Source organism: Chryseobacterium formosum, assembly GCF_026460885.1.
GTDB lineage: Bacteria > Bacteroidota > Bacteroidia > Flavobacteriales > Weeksellaceae > Chryseobacterium > Chryseobacterium formosus.
The window spans coordinates 13,741-34,452 of the sequence record NZ_JAOVZW010000028.1; the positions used below are offsets into that span (position 1 = coordinate 13,741).

At 32.5% G+C, this 20,712-nt stretch carries 19 protein-coding genes; 7 read left to right on the forward strand and 12 right to left on the reverse strand.

All coding sequences use genetic code 11. The annotated features are described in order from the left end of the window. Positions 1 to 122: 122 nt before the first annotated feature. From OF897_RS19485 to OF897_RS19505, 5 genes are all read right to left on the reverse strand, one after another. The gene (locus OF897_RS19485) at positions 123 to 1,400 is read right to left on the reverse strand and encodes a chloride channel protein (RefSeq protein ID WP_267267334.1); all 1,278 of its coding nucleotides are present in this window, start codon (positions 1,398 to 1,400) and stop codon (positions 123 to 125) included. Positions 1,401 to 1,464: 64 nt separating this feature from the next. Continuing rightward, positions 1,465 to 1,728, reverse strand: coding sequence for a hypothetical protein (locus OF897_RS19490; RefSeq protein WP_267267335.1), 264 nt, complete (start codon positions 1,726 to 1,728; stop codon positions 1,465 to 1,467). A gap of 365 nt (positions 1,729 to 2,093) precedes the next feature. Then, entirely contained in the window at positions 2,094 to 2,483 is a 390-nt protein-coding gene (locus tag OF897_RS19495; RefSeq protein ID WP_267267336.1) for a DUF423 domain-containing protein, read from the reverse strand. Position 2,484: 1 nt separating this feature from the next. Then, positions 2,485 to 3,555: a hypothetical protein gene (locus OF897_RS19500; RefSeq protein ID WP_267267337.1), complete on the reverse strand. Its 1,071-nt coding sequence runs from the start codon at positions 3,553 to 3,555 to the stop codon at positions 2,485 to 2,487. Positions 3,556 to 3,558: 3 nt separating this feature from the next. Continuing rightward, positions 3,559 to 4,887, reverse strand: a complete 1,329-nt coding sequence (locus OF897_RS19505; RefSeq protein WP_267267338.1) for a hydroxymethylglutaryl-CoA reductase, degradative — start codon at positions 4,885 to 4,887, stop codon at positions 3,559 to 3,561. A gap of 191 nt (positions 4,888 to 5,078) precedes the next feature. Here OF897_RS19505 and OF897_RS19510 point away from each other — a divergent pair, with 191 nt between their 5' ends. Further along, positions 5,079 to 6,335, forward strand: coding sequence for a putative DNA modification/repair radical SAM protein (locus OF897_RS19510; RefSeq protein ID WP_267267339.1), 1,257 nt, complete (start codon positions 5,079 to 5,081; stop codon positions 6,333 to 6,335). Positions 6,336 to 6,411: 76 nt separating this feature from the next. Then, entirely contained in the window at positions 6,412 to 7,170 is a 759-nt protein-coding gene (locus tag OF897_RS19515; protein WP_267267340.1) for a TIGR03915 family putative DNA repair protein, read from the forward strand. 111 nt (positions 7,171 to 7,281) lie between these two features. Here OF897_RS19515 and hutH read toward each other — a convergent pair whose 3' ends face one another. Beyond that, complete coding sequence (hutH, locus tag OF897_RS19520; protein ID WP_267267341.1) at positions 7,282 to 8,772, reverse strand: histidine ammonia-lyase; 1,491 nt, start codon at positions 8,770 to 8,772, stop codon at positions 7,282 to 7,284. A gap of 126 nt (positions 8,773 to 8,898) precedes the next feature. Between hutH and OF897_RS19525 the strand changes: the two genes are divergently transcribed. Together OF897_RS19525 and uvrC are read left to right on the forward strand one after the other, a co-directional pair. Continuing rightward, positions 8,899 to 9,663, forward strand: a complete 765-nt coding sequence (locus OF897_RS19525) for a hypothetical protein (RefSeq protein ID WP_267267342.1) — start codon at positions 8,899 to 8,901, stop codon at positions 9,661 to 9,663. Between the two features lie 79 nt (positions 9,664 to 9,742). After that, positions 9,743 to 11,536, forward strand: coding sequence for an excinuclease ABC subunit UvrC (gene uvrC / locus OF897_RS19530; RefSeq protein ID WP_267267343.1), 1,794 nt, complete (start codon positions 9,743 to 9,745; stop codon positions 11,534 to 11,536). 56 nt (positions 11,537 to 11,592) lie between these two features. Here uvrC and OF897_RS19535 read toward each other — a convergent pair whose 3' ends face one another. Together OF897_RS19535 and OF897_RS19540 are read right to left on the reverse strand one after the other, a co-directional pair. After that, positions 11,593 to 12,417 (reverse strand): anti-sigma factor, encoded by an 825-nt coding sequence (locus tag OF897_RS19535; protein WP_267267344.1) that lies wholly within the window; start codon positions 12,415 to 12,417, stop codon positions 11,593 to 11,595. 1 nt (position 12,418) lies between these two features. Then, entirely contained in the window at positions 12,419 to 12,928 is a 510-nt protein-coding gene (locus OF897_RS19540) for an RNA polymerase sigma factor (RefSeq protein ID WP_267267345.1), read from the reverse strand. A gap of 349 nt (positions 12,929 to 13,277) precedes the next feature. Here OF897_RS19540 and OF897_RS19545 point away from each other — a divergent pair, with 349 nt between their 5' ends. Continuing rightward, complete coding sequence (locus tag OF897_RS19545) at positions 13,278 to 13,847, forward strand: fasciclin domain-containing protein (RefSeq protein WP_267267346.1); 570 nt, start codon at positions 13,278 to 13,280, stop codon at positions 13,845 to 13,847. Between the two features lie 87 nt (positions 13,848 to 13,934). Here the strand turns inward: OF897_RS19545 and OF897_RS19550 are convergent, their stop codons facing one another. From OF897_RS19550 to OF897_RS19560, 3 genes are read right to left on the reverse strand one after another with little or no spacing between them, the layout of a single operon-like run. Further along, on the reverse strand, positions 13,935 to 14,693 hold the full coding sequence (locus OF897_RS19550; protein WP_267267347.1) for a hypothetical protein: 759 nt from the start codon (positions 14,691 to 14,693) through the stop codon (positions 13,935 to 13,937). Positions 14,694 to 14,715: 22 nt separating this feature from the next. Then, positions 14,716 to 15,795 (reverse strand): putative type IX sorting system protein PorV2, encoded by a 1,080-nt coding sequence (locus OF897_RS19555; protein WP_456064445.1) that lies wholly within the window; start codon positions 15,793 to 15,795, stop codon positions 14,716 to 14,718. Between the two features lie 16 nt (positions 15,796 to 15,811). After that, positions 15,812 to 16,690, reverse strand: a complete 879-nt coding sequence (locus tag OF897_RS19560) for a DMT family transporter (protein WP_267267349.1) — start codon at positions 16,688 to 16,690, stop codon at positions 15,812 to 15,814. A 377-nt stretch (positions 16,691 to 17,067) separates the two neighbouring features. Here OF897_RS19560 and OF897_RS19565 point away from each other — a divergent pair, with 377 nt between their 5' ends. Both OF897_RS19565 and OF897_RS19570 read left to right on the forward strand, forming a co-directional pair. Next, positions 17,068 to 18,696: an acyl-CoA carboxylase subunit beta gene (locus OF897_RS19565; RefSeq protein WP_267267350.1), complete on the forward strand. Its 1,629-nt coding sequence runs from the start codon at positions 17,068 to 17,070 to the stop codon at positions 18,694 to 18,696. Between the two features lie 188 nt (positions 18,697 to 18,884). Beyond that, entirely contained in the window at positions 18,885 to 19,352 is a 468-nt protein-coding gene (locus OF897_RS19570) for a VanZ family protein (RefSeq protein WP_267267351.1), read from the forward strand. A 298-nt stretch (positions 19,353 to 19,650) separates the two neighbouring features. Here OF897_RS19570 and OF897_RS19575 read toward each other — a convergent pair whose 3' ends face one another. After that, the gene (locus OF897_RS19575; RefSeq protein WP_267267352.1) at positions 19,651 to 20,214 is read right to left on the reverse strand and encodes a hypothetical protein; all 564 of its coding nucleotides are present in this window, start codon (positions 20,212 to 20,214) and stop codon (positions 19,651 to 19,653) included. Positions 20,215 to 20,712: the final 498 nt, after the last annotated feature.

Sequence of the window (20,712 nt, forward strand, 5' to 3'; positions counted from 1 at the left end):
TATTATTTTATTTTAATATTTAAAGGTTGACAAATTTAATAAAAAGACACGGAAATTCAAGTTTATTAGATTAAAAATTAAGATGATATTTATTCTTTTACCAAGTTTCCTTTAAAGCATTTCTATTCTTCTGCTAATTTTTCTGATTGTGAACCAATGAACGGAATTTTTGGAGCCAAGAAATACCCCGTCAAACTAGCAAAAAGTATTGGTACGAAATAGGTAAAACCGGTTAAAGTTCCCAAAATAATCGTTGTACTCATCGGCGTTCTCGTTACACAAGCATTTATTGCAGCCATACAGCTTACTATCGCTAAAGTGGTATCAACCGTTGGAAATAAATGATGAATAATCAACCCTAAAGTTGTTCCAACAAAGAAAAGTGGGATAATAAAACCACCTCTCCATCCTGAAGTTACGGTAATGGCTATTGCTAAAATTTTAAAAATTAAAATAATAATTAAAAAATTCAGAGTGTAATTTCCGTTAATCAATTCATTCACTTCATGATGCCCGAAATACCTTGTTAATGGAAAATAAAAAGCAATGATTCCCAATAAAATTCCACCTACCAAAGTTTTGATGTAAATCGGGAATTTTCTGTATTCAAAAGCTTTCTTGAAAAATTTAACCACAAAAATAAAAATCCACCCAAATAAAGTTCCTACAATTCCGAAAGCGGTTGCATAAGCAAAATCGTAAACGCCGGTATAATGATAAGCTTTCAAATCCCAAGTCGCCCCGATTCCTAAATGGATAGTTAAAGCAAACATCAGATAACTGAAACAACTTGCTACCAAAGCCGGAATAATCGCTTTGTAATATTCTACAGCATGTTTGTGATGGAGAATTTCAAGAGAGAATAAACTTCCGCCAAGCGGCGCACCAAAAAGTACTGTAAAACCGGAAGCCATACCTGCGATACTCAAGGAACGCAACTCCTCACCTTTCAGCCTGAATAATTTCCCTAAATACGTCCCTGTAGAACCTGTTACTTGTACCAAAGGCGCTTCAGGACCTAAACTTCCACCTGATGCCACGCAAAAAAGCGACGACAGAATCATGGAAGGATTATTTTTCGGATCGAGTTTTCCTTTATTAAATCTGATATTATTAACAATCAAATGGATTTCCCCAGGATCTCCAATGAAATGAATGACCAAACCGGCCAAAAGTCCTGCGATTGCCATCGTTGGAATAACCATCCAACCTTGAAACTGATGCAGAAATTCCGTGAAATGTTCGAGGACAATCCAATATAAACCGGCGATAATTCCGCCAATTAAACCTGTGATTGCCCACATAAAAAAAGTACGGCTGAATACGAACGGATTAAATTTAATGGGTTGATCCAAAAGGTTAAAAGTTCGTATTAAGCGACGTCTTCTGTTGATTTTCATTGTAATTTATTTTAAATATTAAAAAAATCTCATCATTTGTTTTAATATTTTAATTAGCTGACAATTACTCAAACCTTACAACAATTGGTTGTGAAAAATTCTGTGCAACCACAGTTTTATTATAAAGCAAAGGCTTTTCTAACCCGCCAATTGCATAAAGAAATAATGCACTGATAATGTTGAATTCTGTTCCTGATGTTCCGCTATATTTTACCTTTTTAAATTTACCATCTACGTCTACTGTGAAATTCAGTGTACATCGAAATGCTCCTTCGATATTATCCTTCAGCAAATAAACAGGAAAATCAGAAGTTAGTCGTTTCTGCAAATCCTTAAGCTGTTCACCATTTTCAATTTGAGAGAGAGAGATGACATTCCTTTTATGGCTTCAACTTTTCCTGTCAGAGTTTCTTTGTCATATATATTTTGATACAGATTTTTAAGATCTCTTTATTTTTCACCGTAAAAACTTCTGTATTTCTCACTATATAAATCCGGATTCTCCTTGTAATTATATTGACTAATACTATCAGAAAAACGTTTTTGTATGCTTTTTACTTCTGTTAGAATATTTCCATTTAGGAATTTCTTCTTCTCTTGCGCATTCATTTTTTGAATACTTAGAAAAGAAATAATCAGTGTCGTAAAAAACCATACCAACCGATAATTCATTTTTTAATTTTAGTATGTAAACTATTGTAGTTTTGCTTTAGCAAAATAAAAAATAAGCATTCCCCAACTTAGCATCATAAACAATCCTCCAAGTGGAGTAATTGGGCCTAAGAATTTAAGATTTATTCCTAAATAATCCTGTAAACTCAATCCATAAATACTGAAAGAAAACAGCATTGTTCCTGCAATCATCAAAATAGAAATCCATTTTTGAGATGAGGTGTCGAATTTTAAAATATAACCAGCAATCAGCAAAAAGAATGCGGCATACATTTGATATCTTACTCCTGTTTCAAAACTTTCCAGTCTTTCCACAGATAAAATTTTCTTTAAAGCATGTGCTCCGAAAGCACCTAAAATAACGGATAACATTCCGAAAGCGGCTCCGAAGATGAGAGTGATTGTTTTCATTTTATAATTCTTCTAATTCTATTTTTAAATATTTTTTTGTCTTAAAATCTTGCCAAGTACCAGACATTTTATTTTGTGTCAGATCCATTTCGATAGTGCTTTTAGTAATCCATTTTCTTGTTTTAACATCAAATGAATCTTTTTCAATTATTGAGATATGATTTCCTGTAAAATTTCCATCCCAAGTATTTAATCTTTTTTCGTCATCTGTCCAATAAATAGCAGAAAAAGAACCGTCTTCATTAATTGTACTAAAAAGAAGGGTGATAGGATTTTTACCTTCTATTTTTCCTTTATATAATTTATAATTTAAATTTTTAGTTGGAATAGCATTTTCATTATTCGAAAGCAAATTTTTGGCATATTCGGAAAAATAAGGTTCCAATTCTTTGTTGGAAAATGAAATGTAAAATGTGTCCAAAATATCCAAATTTGGTAAATTATTAGCACATCTTGGTGCCATAAAAGTTATAGATTGATTCTCAAAATAGTAATCCAAATACATTAAAATGTTGTCTGTGATACAGGTTTCGTAAATTTCTATCTGTAATTTGGTGTTTTTGTCAGGATTTTTTTTAGCTGTTATTTCTTTTAAAAAATCATCAATTTTTTTCTTAATTTTACTTTCAATCAGCTTTTCGACAGTAGAAACAGAATTTTCTTGAAATAAATCTGTGTTATTGATTAGATTTCCTGTTCTCGCATCAAAATTTTTATACAGATTAAACTTTATGGGGGTTCCATCAATAGATTCACCCAAAATAGATAAACTTAAAATGTTTTTTGAAGTGTTTAGCTTTTTCCATTCATAAAAATGCGTAGGTTCTCCATAAATAAGTTTTTCTGACTCTGTATAAACAAAAGGATTTTTCTTTGAGTTGGGTATATTTTCCAGATGGGAAACTTGCAGAAAAGTATTAATTTTCTCTTCTGCTTTTTTGTTATTTGTAATAGAAACTAAAGGAAAAACGCTTATTTCTGTTTTGGGTTGTAGATTTGTAATGCTTACATTTTGTTGAGAAAATCCAAACGCAAACGTGGTAATTGCTGATAATAAAAATATTTTCTTCAAAATTTATATACTTCTTAGTTTATTTAATTCAGCAATCACCTCATGATGACTCACCGTTTTATCTTTAAAGTACGTCACAAAATGTTGCTTTTCTTCTTCCGTAGCTCCAAATTGATTTAAAATATTAAACAAGTGCATTTTCATGTGACCTTTCTGAATTCCCGTTGTCACCAAAGAACGAAGCGCTCCAAAATTCTGAGCCAGTCCTGAAACCGCCAAAATACTCATCAATTCCTGAGCTGAAGGCTTTCCGAGAAGTGCCAAAGAGAATTTTACTAAAGGATGAAGATTCGTTAAACCACCAACAACTCCTACAGAAATCGGAAGATCGATCCAAAATCTGAAAATTCCATTATCTGTTGTACAATGCGTTAAAGAAGAATATTTTCCATTTCTCGCTGCGTAAGCATGTGCGCAAGCTTCGGTTGCTCTGAAATCATTTCCTGTCGCAATAACAACTGCATCGACACCGTTCATAATTCCTTTATTGTGAGTCGTTGCACGGAAAGGTTCAATTTCAGCAATCGTAACCGCCTGTTTAAATTTTCTTGCAAATTCTTCATTTGAAATTCCGCTGTCGTCTTTTAAATCCTCTATTTTACAAGAAACTTCCGCTCTTACGATACAATCCGGTGTGAAATTGGAAAGAATATTCATTACAATTTGTAAAGAATTTTTCTCTTCCTGAGTAAAATCTTCACTAATTGCTACTTCCTGTTTCAATGTTTTTCCGAATTGCTCCAGGCAAGAATTAATAAAATTCGCTCCCATTGAATCTACCGTATCAAAACTTGCTTTAAGCTGGTAATAATTCGGCATTTCAGAAGTTTTGTCGACGAGTTTTATATCTAAAATTCCTCCGCCACGATTTCTCATATTGGCTGTAATCGCTTCTGTGGCTTCAAACAGCTTTTTCTTTAAATTGAAATTAAAAAAATGCTGCAGTTTGTGAGATTCAACGTCAATGATAAAATGAGTGTGTCCTAATTTTTCGGTATTAATAATTGTAGTTTTAAAACCACCTTTATCAATCCAGAATTTAGCAGCTTTTGAAGCCGCCGCAACTACCGAACTTTCTTCAACCGCCATTGGTAAAGCAAATAATTTTCCGTTGATTAAAAAATTAGGTGCTATTCCGTAAGGCATATAAAAATTGGAAATCGTGTTTTCAGAAAACTCATCATGAAGCTTCTGTAAATCTGCATTTTCATTCCAATATTGATTCAATATATTTTGATAATCCTGGTTTCCTTCAAGATATTCGTTAACAAGCCAATCGATTTTCCCCTGTTTTGTTAATTTGGAAAAACCTTCAACGGGTTTATGATTCATATAAGTAGTTTTGTAGCTATCTAAAATCGCAGGTTTACGACTTCACGCATAAATTAATGACCGTAAATATACTAAATTTGCTTTGGAAATATGTGGATAAGTTTGTTTTAAAAACCCTGACTTTTCTCAATTTTGGACTTACTTTTGTTTTGAAAAACAAATATTTCAATCTGATTTAAACCCATTATAAAATGAATTTTGACCGTGTAAAAGAGAAACTTGAAATACTTGCAGATGCTGCGAAGTATGATGTCTCATGTTCTTCAAGCGGTGGAAAAAGGAAGAATAACGGTGGTTTAGGAGACAGTTCAGCAAGTGGAATCTGTCATACTTATACGGAAGATGGGCGTTGTGTTTCTCTTCTAAAAATTCTTTTGACTAATCACTGTATTTACGATTGTATTTATTGTGTTTCCAGAAAATCGAATGATATAAAACGAGCTGCTTTCACAGTTGAAGAAGTCGTTGATTTAACCATCAGTTTTTACAGAAGAAATTACATTGAAGGTTTATTTTTAAGTTCAGGAATCTTCAAAGATGCAGATACAACAATGGAACGTTTGGTTCGTGTTGCAAAAAAGCTGAGAAATGAACATAATTTTAATGGTTATATTCATTTAAAATCAATTCCCGGAGCGAGTGATGATTTGATGAATGAAGCGGCACTTTATGCTGATCGATTATCTGTAAATCTTGAAATTCCTACAGAATCCGGACTGAAATTATTGGCTCCTGATAAAAATCGTGAAGATATGCTTCAGCCGATGAGAGTCGTTCAGAAAGGAATTCAGCAATATAAAGACGAGAAAAAAATCATCAGAAGTACTCCAAAATTTGCTCCAGCCGGACAATCGACTCAAATGATTGTGGGTGCAACTAACGAAAATGATTTACAAATCATTAAAGTTGCCGATCATTTCTACAAAAATTACGGAATGAAGCGGGTTTACTATTCTGGATATATTCCTGTAACAGTTGATAATCGTTTACCTGCAATAACTGCAGAAGTTCCGGTTTTAAGAGAAAACCGTTTATATCAGTCAGATTGGTTGATGCGTTTTTATGGTTTTAAAGCTGATGAAATTTTAGATTTTAATATGCCTTTTCTTGATCTGGAAGTTGATCCGAAATTAAGTTGGGCTTTGAGACATCTTGACCAATTTCCTGTTAATTTGCAGACTGCAGATTATAAAATGATTCTCAGAATTCCTGGAATTGGTGTAAAAACTGCACAGAAAATTGTGAGTGCACGAAAATTTCAGGTTTTAAATATTGACCATCTTAAAAAATTGGGAGCTGCTGTAAACCGGGCAAAATATTTCATTGATTTCACTTACGGAAATATATTTTTAAGACATCTAACTGATTTAAATTTACGAAAATTAATTATTGGCGGAAGTCAGTCTAAATTTCAAAATCAGTTTTCTCAGCAGTTGACTTTGTTTTAGTTTAAACACAAGTTTCACAAATATTTTCACCAATTACACTATTATAACTCTAAGACTCTCAAACCCTCCAACTCAAATGACCACTCTCCTCTATGACGGAAGTTTCGACGGACTTTTCACTGCGATATTTGAAGTTTTCGAATATCGTTATCAAGATGTGGAAATTTGTAGCAGAGAAAATTTTCAGCAGGAAAATATGTTTGCAGAGATTCACGAGGTAATTACACAACAGGAAAAATCGGAAAGAGTTTTAAACAAATTGGAGCAGAATATCGGCAAATCTGGAATGAATCAATTGTTGAAAGTTTTTTTATCTGAAGATTCGGAAATGGAAAATCTCATTTTATCTGCAGTAAAACAATCGATAAAACATCCTGAAGAAAATATTTTACAGAATTTTGCAGATAATGATATTTTAAAAATTTCAAAAATCTGTAAATCAGTGAGTCGTGAAAGACACAGAATGACAGCTTTTGTGCGGTTTGAAAAATTGCAGGACGATATTTATTTTGCTAAAATAGATCCAGATTTTAATGTTTTACCTTTAATTAGAAAACATTTTAAAGATCGCTACGCTGATCAAAAATGGATGATTTATGACTTGAGAAGACATTATGGTTTATTTTATGACTTGGAAAACTGTGAATTCTTTTATCCTGATGAGAAGTTAGATTTAAACCAATATCAGCAAAAATTTCACGAGGAAGAAAAAAAATACCAAACGCTTTGGCAAAGTTATTTCACAAAAACCAATATTAAAGAAAGGAAGAATACTAAACTTCATATTCAACACGTTCCGAAGCGGTATTGGAAATATTTAACTGAGAAATGGTAGATGATTTTTATTTAAGATTTGGCTAAAGCCAAATTAACATTACAAAATAAAAGTCAGGCTTAAGCCTGACTCTATTGAATTAAAATTTCTAAAAGAAAATTCTTATTTATCTTAAAAATTCACCACAAATTTTCTCTCATTAATCAATTCAGCAATTGCCAACATATCTTTTCCGATCAATCGATCATCTTCTAATTTATCAACTTTAGAACGAAGAATCGCAAAGTTCTCTTCAATAATTTTTGAACATTTTGCAGGTCTTCTAAATTCTAAACCTTGCGCAGCAAACATCAATTCAACCGCTAAAATATTCACCAAATTTCCAAGAACTTGATTGAATTTCCTTCCTGAAATACTTCCCATCGAAACGTGATCTTCCTGACCTAAACTTGTTGGAATAGAATCCGCTGAAGCCGGAAAACAAAGTGTTTTATTTTCTGTAACCAATGCTGCAGAAGTATATTGAGGAATCATAAATCCAGAATTTAAACCTGAACTTTCCGTCAACAATCTTGGCAAACCATATTTTCCTTCTAATAATAAATAACTTCTTCTGTCTGAAATATTTCCTAGTTCAGCAACGGCCAAAGTCGCATAATCTAAAGGCATTGCCATCAATTGTCCATGGAAATTTCCTCCTGAAATTGATTCTTCAGCACTTAAAACAATTGGATTATCGGTTACAGAATTCAATTCCGTTTCTGCCATTATTTTAAGGTGTTCAAAAGCATTTCTACTTGCACCGTGAACTTGTGGAACACATCTCATTGAATACGGATCCTGAACTCTGTCACAATATTCGTGAGCTTTAAGATTATCAGAATTTTTCAAAAACTTAAGCATTCTTGCCGCCACTTTTTTGCTTCCTTCAAATGGTCTGATGTCGTGAAGTTCTTTTTTAAACGGACTTGCAGAACCTCGGTAAGCTTCAAGACTCATCGCCGCAGTCATATCTGATAAATCTAAAAGATATTCAAACTTCTCCAAACCTTTTATTGCATGAGCCAAAATAAACTGAGTTCCGTTGATTAATCCCAAACCTTCTTTCGGACCTAAAACCAATGGCTCAAGATTGTTTTTCTCTAAAATTTCAGCAGTTTCGAAGATTTCGTTTCCAACCCAAACTTGTCCAAGTCCTAAAAGTGGCAAAACCAAGTGTGAAAGTGGCGCTAAATCCCCTGAAGCTCCTACAGAACCTTGTTCAGGAACTACCGGAATGATGTCATTTTCAAGCATCACTATAAATCTCTCAATCACTTCCAGAGAAACCCCCGAAAAACCTTTAGACAAAGCATGAACTTTCGCAATCATCATGATTTTTGAAAATTCTTTATCAATCGGTTTCCCCACTCCTACTGCATGAGAAATAATTAAATTATATTGTAATTGCGCAGTTTCATCAGGTGAAATTTTAGTATCACAAAGCGGTCCGAATCCTGTATTAATCCCATAAACACATCGGTCTGACTCTACAATCTGTCTCACATTATCCTGAGATTTTAAAATCTGTTCTTTCGCTTCTTTACTTAACTGAGCTTTATTGGGGTTCTTGCAGATTTCCAAAACATCATGAAAACTGAAAGTATCTATACCGTAAATCATTTTAAAAAATTTGCCTAAAAATACACATTTTGATGCATATTGAAAAAGTCATCTTTCAATGATAAAATATTTTAATAAAGAGACAATTATTTTACTATTTTTATCGCCTATTAAAAACTAGTTTATATGAAATTTAAAGCTTTATTATTGGCTCTTTCTTTGGTGAGCATTTCAACTTTTGCACAGGAAAAAGTAAAATACACGAAAGAACAAATAAAAAAAATGGAACAATATCTTTTTAATGAAGGATTTCCTGGCCCATCAACAAAAAAAATCTCAACCATCATTTCAAAAGACGGAACTATCAACAAAGGATATTGTGACAATATTGAAACAAAAAAAGGTCAGATTTACGAAATTTCTATAAAAGACAGTGCTACGAAAAAGAAGATGGTTTTCAATGCAGACAATGTGAACGAAATGTACATTTACCCTACGAAATTGGCGAAAATTTTGAAAGTTGGAAAGCATATGACTAACTTAAGAAGCTTAAACACTAAAAAACTGAGTAAAAATACGCCAGATGGTCAAATTCAATTTGTAAACCAAACCGTTTCGTTGAAAAACAAAAAAGACGAAAAAGAGTTTTTAATGCAACTTATAAATCCTGAATTCAGCGAAATTATTTCTGTTTATAATGATCCGAGAGCAAAGGAAACTTCGGGTATGACTGTAGGATTTGGGATGCAGCTCGGTGGCGGACTTGCAAAATCGTTTTATGTAAAAAAAGGAGAGAAAGTTCTTTGGCTTCATAAAGATGATTTTGAAGACAATTATAATTTCTTATTTGGTGACAATGCAGAATTCATGAAAAAATATCCTAAAAAATCTGTAGAATGGGGATTTTTCAGCTTTTTGGTCAATGAATATACTGAAATGAGCAACGGATAAAATTTAATCTTAAAATATTTCAAAGCTGTAGAACGTTCTGCAGCTTTTTTTGTGCATTGAAATTGCTTAAATTTGTTCTATGAATCCTTCTTTAGAATTACAGCTTAAAACTTTACCTTCCGAACCCGGCGTTTATCGATATTACGATAAAAACGAGAATCTTCTGTATGTAGGAAAGGCAAAAAATCTGAAGAAAAGAGTTCTTTCCTATTTCAACAAAACACTTTCCGGTTATCGCACCAGAATTATGGTTGGGAAAATCAACCGTTTGGAAACTACCATTGTTAACAGCGAATACGATGCACTTTTATTGGAAAACAATCTGATAAAGGAACACCAGCCTTTCTATAATGTGATGTTGAAAGATGACAAAACCTATCCATGGATTTGTATTAAAAAAGAAAATTTTCCGAGAATTTTTCTGACGAGAAATAAAATAAAAGACGGTTCAGAATACTACGGACCTTACGCAAAAGTACGTCCTGCAAAGATTTTATTAGATACGATTAAACATATTTATAAACTTCGTACCTGCAATTTAAATTTAGCTCCGGCTAAAATTGAGGAAGGAAAATATAAAGTCTGCTTAGAATTTCACATTAAAAATTGTGAAGGACCTTGTGAAGATTTAGAAAGCAAAGAAGATTATGATGAAAAAATAGATGCCATTCGCGGAATCATTAAAGGAGATTTCCGTAGAGCAAAAGAATATCTGATTAATCAAATGACGAAATACGCTTCGAATCTTCAGTTTGAAAATGCTCAAATGATCAAAGAAAGGCTGAATATTCTGGAAGATTATCAGGTAAAGCACACCGTTGTGAATCCGGATATTGATGATGTAGACGTTTTTGCAATGACGAGTGATGAAACAGCAGCTTATGTTAACTATTTTAAAATCAGAAACGGAAATATCATCCAAAGTTTCACCACAGAAATTAAAAAAATGCTTGAGGAAACCGATGAAGAAATTATGGAGGAAGCTTTAATTGAAATCCGTCAGAAATTTGATTCTGATTCTAAAGAAGTGTTACTTCCTTTTCACTTGAGTTTTGAGATTCCGAATGTAAAACTGATTGTTCCGAAAATGGGTGACAAAAAAAGAATCGTTGAACTTTCAGAAAAAAATGCCAAAGAATACAGAATTGAAAAATTAAAACAGGTACAGATTGTTGATCCGGAAAGACATTCCAACAGAATTATGGCTGAAATGCAAAAACTATTGAGAATGCCTGTAGAACCAAGACATATTGAAGGTTTTGACAACTCAAATATTCAGGGAACAAATCCTGTTTCTGCGTGTGTCGTTTTCAAAAACGGAAAAGCAAGCAAAGCTGATTATAGAATTTTTCATCCGAAAACCGTTGTCGGACCAGATGATTTTAAAACAATGGAGGAAGTAATTTTCAGACGCTATAAAAGAATGTTGGAAGAAGGTGAAAGTTTACCTCAATTAATTCTGATTGACGGAGGAAAAGGGCAACTATCTTCCGCAGTAAAGAGTTTAAAACTTCTCGGACTTTACGGTAAAATAACGATTGTAGGAATTGCAAAAAGACTGGAAGAAATTTTCTTTCCTGAAGATCCGATTCCTTTATATTTAGATAAAAAGTCTGAAACATTGAAGATTTTACAACAAGTGCGTGACGAAGCTCACCGTTTCGGAGTAAGACATCACCGAACAAGAAGAAAAAACTCAACCATAAAATCTGAACTGGAAGAAATTCCTGGAGTTGGAGAAAAAACAATTGAACTTCTTTTATCTAAATTAAAATCAGTTAAAAGAATTAAAGAATCTAACCTTGAAACGCTAGAAGAAATTTTAGGAAAATCTAAAGCAAAAGTAATCTGGGAATTTTTCAATGCTGAGTAAAACAAAAATCTCTTATCGAAATGATAAGAGATTTTTATTTATTATTTAAGGAAAAATTAAACTCCGCCCATTACATACATATTTTCCATTGTAGGAACTGCGCTTCCACCCTCCTTTTCCAAAGTAATAGCAAAAGCCTGTGCATTTGGAATATTTGCAAGAGCTATTTTTGCATCTTTTTCATCAGAATACATTCCTGCGCTTACCGGTTTTCCGTCTGCGATTGCCCAAAGTTGATATTGCATTCCTTCAGGAGCTTTTGGCAAGCTATTTGAAGTCAGGTAAACATCTTTAGAAGTTTTATCCCAATATACCACAGCATTTGATTTTGGGTGTTTTTCTACACCTGCCAAAACAATTTTTAGCATATTCGGATTGGAAGTAACCTGCAATTTTTGTTCTAAATTTTGCATTGCAAGGTTATGAGACTGCTTTTCAGATTTTAAAACAGCAATTTCATTTTTAATTTCTTTTTGGCTGTTCATCCAATAAAGATTTCCTCCAATACTTACCAAAAATAATACTGATGCTGCTACTGCATAGTTTTTCCAATTTCTATTTTTTTCAATTCTGATTTCCGGTATCGACTGTTGAATCTCCACTTTTGGCTCAACATTATTAATCGGAACTACAGGTTTTTCTTCAACAACTTTTTGTTCAAGTTGTATTTTATCCCAGATTTTTGCTTTTAAATCATTGGGTGGCGTTACTGCTTGCGCTGTTGCAAGCATCTCGAAAGTTTTTTGCGCTTCTTCAAAAGCGGCTTTTACTTCTGCATTATTCTTCATCACACACTCCAAAATACCTGCTTCCTCGGGAGAAGCAAGACCTAGAATGTAAGATTCTAGAATTCCGGATGATATGTATTCTTTACTATCCAATTTATTGATAATCTTTTAACAAGTCTTTTAATTTCATCAATGCATTACGCATTTTGGTTTTAACAGTACCTAAAGGCATATTCAGCTTTTCTGATATTTCACTCTGCGTGTATCCTTGATAATAGGCAAGATCAATGAGTTCCTGCTTATCAGATTCCAAACTTTCAAGCACTTTATTAAAGCCAATAAAATCTGCATTATTGGATGTTGTAAGTTCCGCACTCTCATATACGAAATCCGGAAGAGGTTGGTTTTTAAGTTGATTTTGAAAACTTTTAGATTTAAGATAATCGATTGCTGTATTTCTCGCAATATTAATCATCCAAGTATAAAATCTGCCTTTCGTAGCATCATATTGATGAATGGAATTCCAGATTTTCACAAAAACATCCTGAATAATTTCTTCGGTATATTCTTTAGACTGCACAATTCTTAGGATCACACCATACAATGCGCCCGAATAGTTATCATACAAGTGATGAAAACCAGACTCACTTTGCTGCCTTAGCAAAATGATAAGTTCGTCCTCTGAATATTTTGTTTTAATTGTGAATAATTTTCATTTCAAATATAATAAAACAAAATGATAATTACATCTTTCTTTGGAAAACTTTTAAAACAAATCTTTTATCAAACACAAAAATATTTAAGGTCTATTTTTCAGTCTAATTATAGTAATTACCGAATGAAATTTAAAACCCAAATAAAAATCACCATTAAAAAAAATAAGAAACTGATTAACAGTTAATTAATGTTAAAATTCTTTTTTTTAAAATCTAAAACAATCTGCTCTTCGTAAATGAAGGTAAGAACAGAAAATTAAAGATCACTCAAGTAATAATAATTTAAAATTAAAGAAAATGAACTCAAGATCAAAAATCGCAGTATTCGGAATGGTGGCTTTATCATTCGCATTCAGTGGAAATGCAGCTGCACAACAAATGAAAGAAAAAACAGTAATGGTAGGTGGAGCAGCAATGTACCCTTCTAAAAATATTGTTGAAAACGCAATGAATTCTAAAGACCACAAAACATTGGTTGCCGCAGTAAAAGCAGCAGGTTTGGTTGAAACATTGCAAAGTAAAGGCCCATTCACAGTTTTCGCTCCAACAGATGCAGCTTTTGCAAAATTGCCTACAGGAACAGTAGAAAGCTTAGTGAAACCTGAGAATAAAGCAATGCTTACCAAGATTTTAACGTATCACGTTTTACCTGGAAGTTATAGCTCAAAACAAGTTTGGGCAGCAGTAAAAGCAGGAAACGGTAAAGCAATGATGAAAACAGTTCAAGGTGAAGAATTAACTTTCTGGACGAAAGGAAAAGATTTATATGTGACGGATGCGAAAGGTAATAAAGCAAAAGTTACAATCGCCGACGTAAATCAATCAAATGGTGTAATACACGTAATCGATACGGTATTAATGCCTTAGTTTTAGTTTTTTATGGTTTATTTTAAGGAAGCCTTACCTGAAATTATCGGGTAAGGCTTTTTTATGTTTTATCGAAAAATTTTAAGCTTATTTTACAGGAGCGAAAACTTCTTTAGAATAGTCGTCGTTACCTTTTGGAATTTCAATTACTAAATTTCCGTTTTCAAAATAACCAGTTGTAGATTCTCCTGAACCTAATTTCACTCTGAAAACATCTTTTTTAGTCGTTTCTTTGAAAGTCGCAAAAGGAACTGAGCTATTTCCATCAACTAAAATAAACTGAGTGGCATCCATCTGAATTCTTTGAAGATTCAGTTTGCCGTTGCTATACTTTTCGGCTTTGGAAAGTTGAGATTTTGGAGCGCTACTTTCAGGAGTTGACTTTACCGTTTCAGTTGTAACTTGAACTTGCTGTGTGAAAGTTGAATTTTCCACAGGTTTAGAAACAGGAATATTCACCAAAGCTCTAGACAAAGCATCTTTGAAACCTTCTTCAAATTCTTTTATAGAAGTACTTCCTTTTTCAGAAACAATGACTTTACTGTTGCAATCTTTAAGCTCTAAAACAATTTTATTTCTTAAAAAACCACTATCATTCACCACATCTGCATTCAAAACACTACACGGATTTGCATTGGCTTCTTCCGGCCATTGACCTCTGTTTTCAGAGATAACAGTGTATTGTTTTGATTTTAATTTATTGGTTAAAAAAGCAGTAAGACCGTAATTTTCTTTTTTAAAACTTTCAAACGCACTTGGAACAACTATATATTTATAATCTGAAACTTTCTGTGCATACGATAACATCGCACAAAAAGACGATATAATGATTGAAAACTTTTTCATAAAATTTATAATTTAAAAATAATTAGTCATTTCTAAATTCTCCCATATCCAGTTTTAATGAGAAGAAATTAGAATAAAAATTAGAACCTCCGATTCCTGAATTACTGATTGCGTAATCAAGTGTTAAACCTCTGTAACGAATTCCTATACCTGCACTTGGCTGAAAAGAAACTTTTCTCTGAAGATCCTCAATATCTGTAATCGACTGAAATCTATTTACACCTAATCTTACAAAAATCATTTTTTGATACCCCAATTCGGCTCCTGCATAAGGTGTAATACTTGCAAAATCTGTTGAAAGAAGTGCAGCAGTTTTAGCAAAATCTACATTAATTCCAGCTTCCGGTAAAACATATAAGCTACTGTTAATTTGAAATAACTTACTTGCACCTGCATTTAATTTTGGCATCGTTAATTCCATTTTATCTGTTGGAGCTGGGTTAAATTCTTCACCGTTTACAATTGTTGACAATTCTTTTTGATTAACACTCCAAAAATTGACCGTTGTAGTGGCGTCACGAAGAACTCCACCGAATTTCCATCCATTGTCAGCTTTATAAATTGCTCCGACATCAAAACCAAAACCATAACCGCTCGCAAATTTCCCTACATTTCTGTAAACAATTTTTGCATTTACACCGACATCTAGTTTTGGATTTCCACCTGGATTAAATGCGTATGAAATAATTCCTGCATAATCAGATTGGGAGAACTTTGTAATTTTATCGTAATCGATGTTTCCTTCTGTATCGATTAACTGAGTCGTATTTAAAATGTTATCAACTCCTAAACGAACTACAGAAACTCCAAAAACTCCGTTTTCTAAAACTTTTGCATAAGCTAGATAATCGTATTTTGCGATAGATTCGAAATATTCTGCGTGCATTGCCGCACCTTGCCAATCTCTTGTAATACCGTTCAAACCGGCGGGATTCCACATCGGAGAATACACATCATCCTGACTGGTAATGACAGCACCTCCCATACCGATACCTCTTGCTCCGGCTCCGATATTTAGAAATTCATTGGAATATTTTCTGATAATCTGAGATTGAGAAAGCCCAAATAAAAGGGAAAATATTAATAATAGATATTTTTTCATCATGTATAATTGATGCTTAGTTAATGTTTTTTTGTTTTCTAGTTTTTATCAGTGCGTTGGCTACAATTGCTAAAATCATTACCAAAGATGCCCCATAAAATACAGGACTCATTTCTTCCGATTCTCCAAAGATAAAAAAAGCTAGTATAATTCCGTAAACTGGTTCTAAATTAACTGTTAAAATTAACGTGAAAGGCGAAATATATTTCATCAGCTTTACAGATTCAAACATCGGATACGCTGTAAACACACTTGCCAATAAGCCTATTAACGCCAAATCTTTATAATTTATTTCGTTCATCTGCATGATTTGTCCTGTCACCAGATAAAACAGCATTAAAACAAACCATCCGGAGAAAATTTCATAGAAAATAATATTTCCTGAACTCGTCTTTCCAAATAGTTTTCCATTAAAAACAGAGAAGACTGTTCCGAAAATCGCACACAAAATACCGTAGAAAATTCCTTCTTTATATTGAAACTCTGTTTTAAATATTAATAAAATACAGGCTACAATGACGATTCCCATAATGACTTCGGAAACATCTATTTTTCTTTTAAAAACTATAGGCTCCAAAACTGAAGCAAATAAAGTTGATAATGAAAGACAACTCAACGCAATAGAAACGTTGGAAACTTTAATGGAATAAAAAAAGCAATACCAATGAAGCGCCATAAAAAGTCCAACTCCTGCTAACTGAAAAAACAATTTCTTTGGAACGCGAATGCTTTCTTTTTTATAAATTCTGATAAAAATATATAGAAAAACAGCGGCAAAAAGCATTCTGTAAAAAACCAGAATTTGAGCATTTGCCGTAATCAGTTTACCTAAAATTGCTGTAAAGCCCCATAGAAAGACAATTAAATGTAATCTGAAAAGTGCTAATTTTTGCATGTTGATCTATCAAATTTAAAACATACAAAATTACGAATAGCTTTTCATTAAATTAAAAAAAAACAATACTCGAAGGCAATTATTTTTAGAGATAATAAATCATAACTAAACCTGCAAAATCCAAAAACCCTGAAAGTTTATGCAACTTTCAGGGCCTTCAAATAATAAACTATTAAAAAAATAAACTAGGAACTTAGAGTAGAAACTTTCGTCTCATTTACTCTATTGTAAAGTTAGCAAAATATGAACCAAAAAAAACATAAATTTCGTTAAAAAATTCATAAAATACTAAAAACCAAAACTTTAAACAAATAAATTTCTTATTATACTACTTTATCTAAAAATAGTATCTTTAGGCAGATTAAAATATGAATTTCATGGATATTGAATTTAACAAAAGAGAAGATCAAAATAAGTTAAGATTATCTGAAATCAACCGTTTGCTGAATGAAATTAAAAAAGGCGGTGGCGAAAAAAGACTTCAGAAGCTTCGTGACGAAGGGAAAATGACAGCCAGAGAAAGAATAGAATATCTTCTTGATAAAGATTCAGATTCAATAGAAATTGGTGCTTTTGCAGGCTACGAAATGTATGAAGAACACGGTGGTTGCCCAAGTGGCGGTGTTGTTGTAATGATGGGTTATGTTTCGGGAAAACAATGTTTAGTTGTTGCCAATGATGCTTCTGTAAAAGCCGGAGCTTGGTTTCCTATCACAGGAAAGAAAAACCTGAGAGCTCAGGAAATCGCCATGGAAAACAGGCTTCCAATTATTTATTTGGTAGATTCTGCAGGAGTTTACCTTCCAATGCAGGACGAAATTTTTCCTGATAAAGAAATGTTCGGTAGAATTTTTAGAAATAATGCTAAAATGAGTGCTGCTGGAATTATCCAAATTTCAGCCGTAATGGGAAGTTGCGTTGCAGGAGGTGCTTATCTTCCGATTATGAGCGACGAAGCGATGATTGTCGACAAAACTGGTTCTATTTTTCTGGCTGGAAGTTATTTGGTGAAAGCTGCAATTGGAGAAACAATTGATAACGAAACTTTAGGCGGCGCAACAACTCACTGTTCGATTTCCGGAGTTACGGATTATAAAGCTAAAGATGATAAAGATGCTTTAGACCGAATTAAAAATATTATGAAATCTGTCGGAAGCTATGAAAAAGCAGGTTTTGACAGAATTGAAAGTTTCCCTCCAAAAGAAAAAGCTGAAAATATTTTCGGAATTATGCCGGCTTCAAGAGCTGAGCAATATGACACTTTAGAAATCATTAAATGTATCGTCGATAATTCTGAATTTGAAGAATATAAACCCGATTATGGTAAAACGATCATTTGTGCGACAGCGAGAGTTGATGGTTGGTCTGTAGGAATTGTTGCTAACCAAAGAAAATTGGTAAAAAGCGGCAAAGGTGAAATGCAGTTTGGTGGAGTAATTTATTCTGATTCTGCTGATAAAGCGACAAGATTTATTGCCAACTGTAACCAAAGAAAAATTCCTTTGATATTTTTACAGGATGTGACAGGATTTATGGTGGGTTCAAAATCAGAACACGGTGGAATCATCAAAGATGGAGCAAAAATGGTCAACGCTGTTTCCAATTCTGTGGTTCCTAAATTTACGATTATCACAGGAAATTCTTACGGAGCAGGAAATTATGCAATGTGCGGAAAAGCTTATGATCCAAGATTAATTGTAGCTTGGCCATGGGCAGATTTAGCAGTTATGGGCGGAACTCAGGCTGCGAAAGTTTTAGCACAAATTCAGGAATCTACTTTGAAAAAGCAAGGCAAAGTAATTACCGAAGAAGAGCATCAGGAAATTTTAGATACGATTACAAAAAAATATCAAAAACAAACAGAAGCAACTTATGCAGCTTCAAGATTGTGGACCGATGCTATCATCAATCCTGTAGACACCAGAAAATGGATTTCTATGGGAATTGAAGCAGCAAATCATTCTCCGATTACCGAAAAATTTAACTTGGGAGTGATTCAAGTTTAATTAGATCTCTATATTAAAACGAATGAGCCTTACTTTATAGTGAGGCTTTTTATATTATGTTAAATAGTATTAAAGAATTATAAAGTCTTTTAAAGTGTATACTAAAGGTCAGATATTTGATGTTATAAAAACTTAAAACTAAACCTGCAAAACTCTCTTTTATTACTAATCCCTCAAAAAGGAAACCTATGAAAAGATATTTTGCAGTATTTATTACAGTTTACACCATTTTTTTGCTTTATATGATGTTTTTTGGATCAGGAAGAGAAGCTTCAGATGTTTCTTACATTCAAATGGAGCCTTTCATGACCATTCAAAAATTCTTTACAGATACAAAAATTAACAACGAAGACTTTTTAGTCAATATTATCGGAAATATATTTGTTTTTAGTCCATTCGGTTGGTTAGGATTATGTTTAAAGAAGTTTAATAAATTTATTCCGACGAGTTTCTATTTCTTATTAATCATAACTTCTGTTGAAACTCTTCAGTATATTACCGGTCGTGGAATTGCAGACATTGATGATATTTTCCTAAATACTCTCGGAATGATAATCGGATTTTTCCTTTTTAAATATGCAACTTGCAAGAATATTGCTAATATAAAATTTCACTTTCAATTGTTTGAAGAAAAGTCTTTGCGAACAACTTCTTAATCTTGTTAAACTAAATTCTTGTTAAGCTTAAATAACTTGAAACAATTTCTTTAAGCCTTTCAATATGCATTTCAGAAATTTTTTCACGGGTTGAAAGTATTTTCCCTTTCATTTCGATTTCCATAGATTTAGCTTTATTAAGAGCCAAAATCAATTCTGGTTTTCACTAATGTCATCGTCAAAACCCTCCTTATTAGAATTTATACTGCCTGTAAGATTATAATGATTAATTTCAAACCTTTTTCCATTGATAATAACATTGCATTCGTATGGTAAAATTAAATCATCAATTGTACCTTTAAAACCTTAGTCTAAAACTTTTTAAGCAATCATTTTGGACTGTAATGTAACCATAGAGTGGTACATCTTTATCCCAATCTTGGTTTTTTTGAAGATATAAATCTGATTTTTTATCTAATTTTTTATAATCAAATTGTTCTTTAAGTCTTGTAATTTCATCCGCAGCCAGTTTTCTAGATGGAGAATTTTCAAATCTTTTAAATTCACTATCTACTTTTGCTACTTGCTCATTTCTTGATTTAAAATATATATTTGTAAGATTAGAATCATTTCTAAACAAATTAAAATCAATAGGTGTAATATACCTATCTCTGAGTTTATTTTTAGAAAAACTACTCACTTTTTCAGCTGCTTTAAATTTTCTGTACGCTTCAATGTATGCTAACGTATCGTTATCGGAATAGAAAGTTTTTGTTACATACGTAAATTTGGTCTCTTTAGAATTTCTCACCTTTTCTACATATTTATACTCCTTCTTGTTATTACAGCTTTGTAATACAATTATAGGATACATTAAAAAACTTATTTTTCTTAAAAAAGAAATCTTTAGACCTAAAAACATGCATCAAATTTATTCAGGATAATTATTACAGCAAATATATCACAATAATTAGAAATTAAATTACGATCTGTTTTTGCCTATTTACTAATTCTACATATTTCTTATTAACGCTAAATCCTAAATCCATCAACTTGCTAGAGCTTTTTACTCAGTAGCCATTATTATCTGGGAATTGGGAGTAAAAAAAATTGGAACTTTAATATAAATTTTAGATTATGAATGAATCTGAATCATCTCGAGTCTTTGATAAGAAGTTTGAAGTACACGTATTACCAATTATTGGTTTGTGGATAGCATTTGGGATAAATTTTAGATTTTGATTTAAGAGGTGAATAGAAGATCTTTAATGGTTTAGTATCTATTCTTTTATAATAATGTCTGACATTATTGTCTATAGGGTGTAGAGTATATAGCAAAAAAAAGTCTCGTACAACTAAATGTACGAGACTTTTGAAAAAACTGGCGGCGACCTACTCTCCCGCTTTCGCAGTACCATCG

Bases quoted from the DNA above. Each gene is read 5' to 3' on its own strand.
- OF897_RS19485 (WP_267267334.1), bottom strand. From the start codon at position 1,400: ATGAAAATCAACAGAAGACGTCGCTTAATACGAACTTTTAACCTTTTG.
- OF897_RS19495 (WP_267267336.1), bottom strand. From the start codon at position 2,483: ATGAAAACAATCACTCTCATCTTCGGAGCCGCTTTCGGAATGTTATCC.
- OF897_RS19505 (WP_267267338.1), bottom strand. From the start codon at position 4,887: ATGAATCATAAACCCGTTGAAGGTTTTTCCAAATTAACAAAACAGGGG.
- OF897_RS19510 (WP_267267339.1), top strand. From the start codon at position 5,079: ATGAATTTTGACCGTGTAAAAGAGAAACTTGAAATACTTGCAGATGCT.
- OF897_RS19515 (WP_267267340.1), top strand. From the start codon at position 6,412: ATGACCACTCTCCTCTATGACGGAAGTTTCGACGGACTTTTCACTGCG.
- hutH (WP_267267341.1), bottom strand. From the start codon at position 8,772: ATGATTTACGGTATAGATACTTTCAGTTTTCATGATGTTTTGGAAATC.
- OF897_RS19525 (WP_267267342.1), top strand. From the start codon at position 8,899: ATGAAATTTAAAGCTTTATTATTGGCTCTTTCTTTGGTGAGCATTTCA.
- uvrC (WP_267267343.1), top strand. From the start codon at position 9,743: ATGAATCCTTCTTTAGAATTACAGCTTAAAACTTTACCTTCCGAACCC.
- OF897_RS19545 (WP_267267346.1), top strand. From the start codon at position 13,278: ATGAACTCAAGATCAAAAATCGCAGTATTCGGAATGGTGGCTTTATCA.
- OF897_RS19550 (WP_267267347.1), bottom strand. From the start codon at position 14,693: ATGAAAAAGTTTTCAATCATTATATCGTCTTTTTGTGCGATGTTATCG.
- OF897_RS19555 (WP_456064445.1), bottom strand. From the start codon at position 15,795: ATGAAAAAATATCTATTATTAATATTTTCCCTTTTATTTGGGCTTTCT.
- OF897_RS19560 (WP_267267349.1), bottom strand. From the start codon at position 16,690: ATGCAAAAATTAGCACTTTTCAGATTACATTTAATTGTCTTTCTATGG.
- OF897_RS19565 (WP_267267350.1), top strand. From the start codon at position 17,068: ATGGATATTGAATTTAACAAAAGAGAAGATCAAAATAAGTTAAGATTA.
- OF897_RS19570 (WP_267267351.1), top strand. From the start codon at position 18,885: ATGAAAAGATATTTTGCAGTATTTATTACAGTTTACACCATTTTTTTG.
- OF897_RS19575 (WP_267267352.1), bottom strand. From the start codon at position 20,214: ATGTTTTTAGGTCTAAAGATTTCTTTTTTAAGAAAAATAAGTTTTTTA.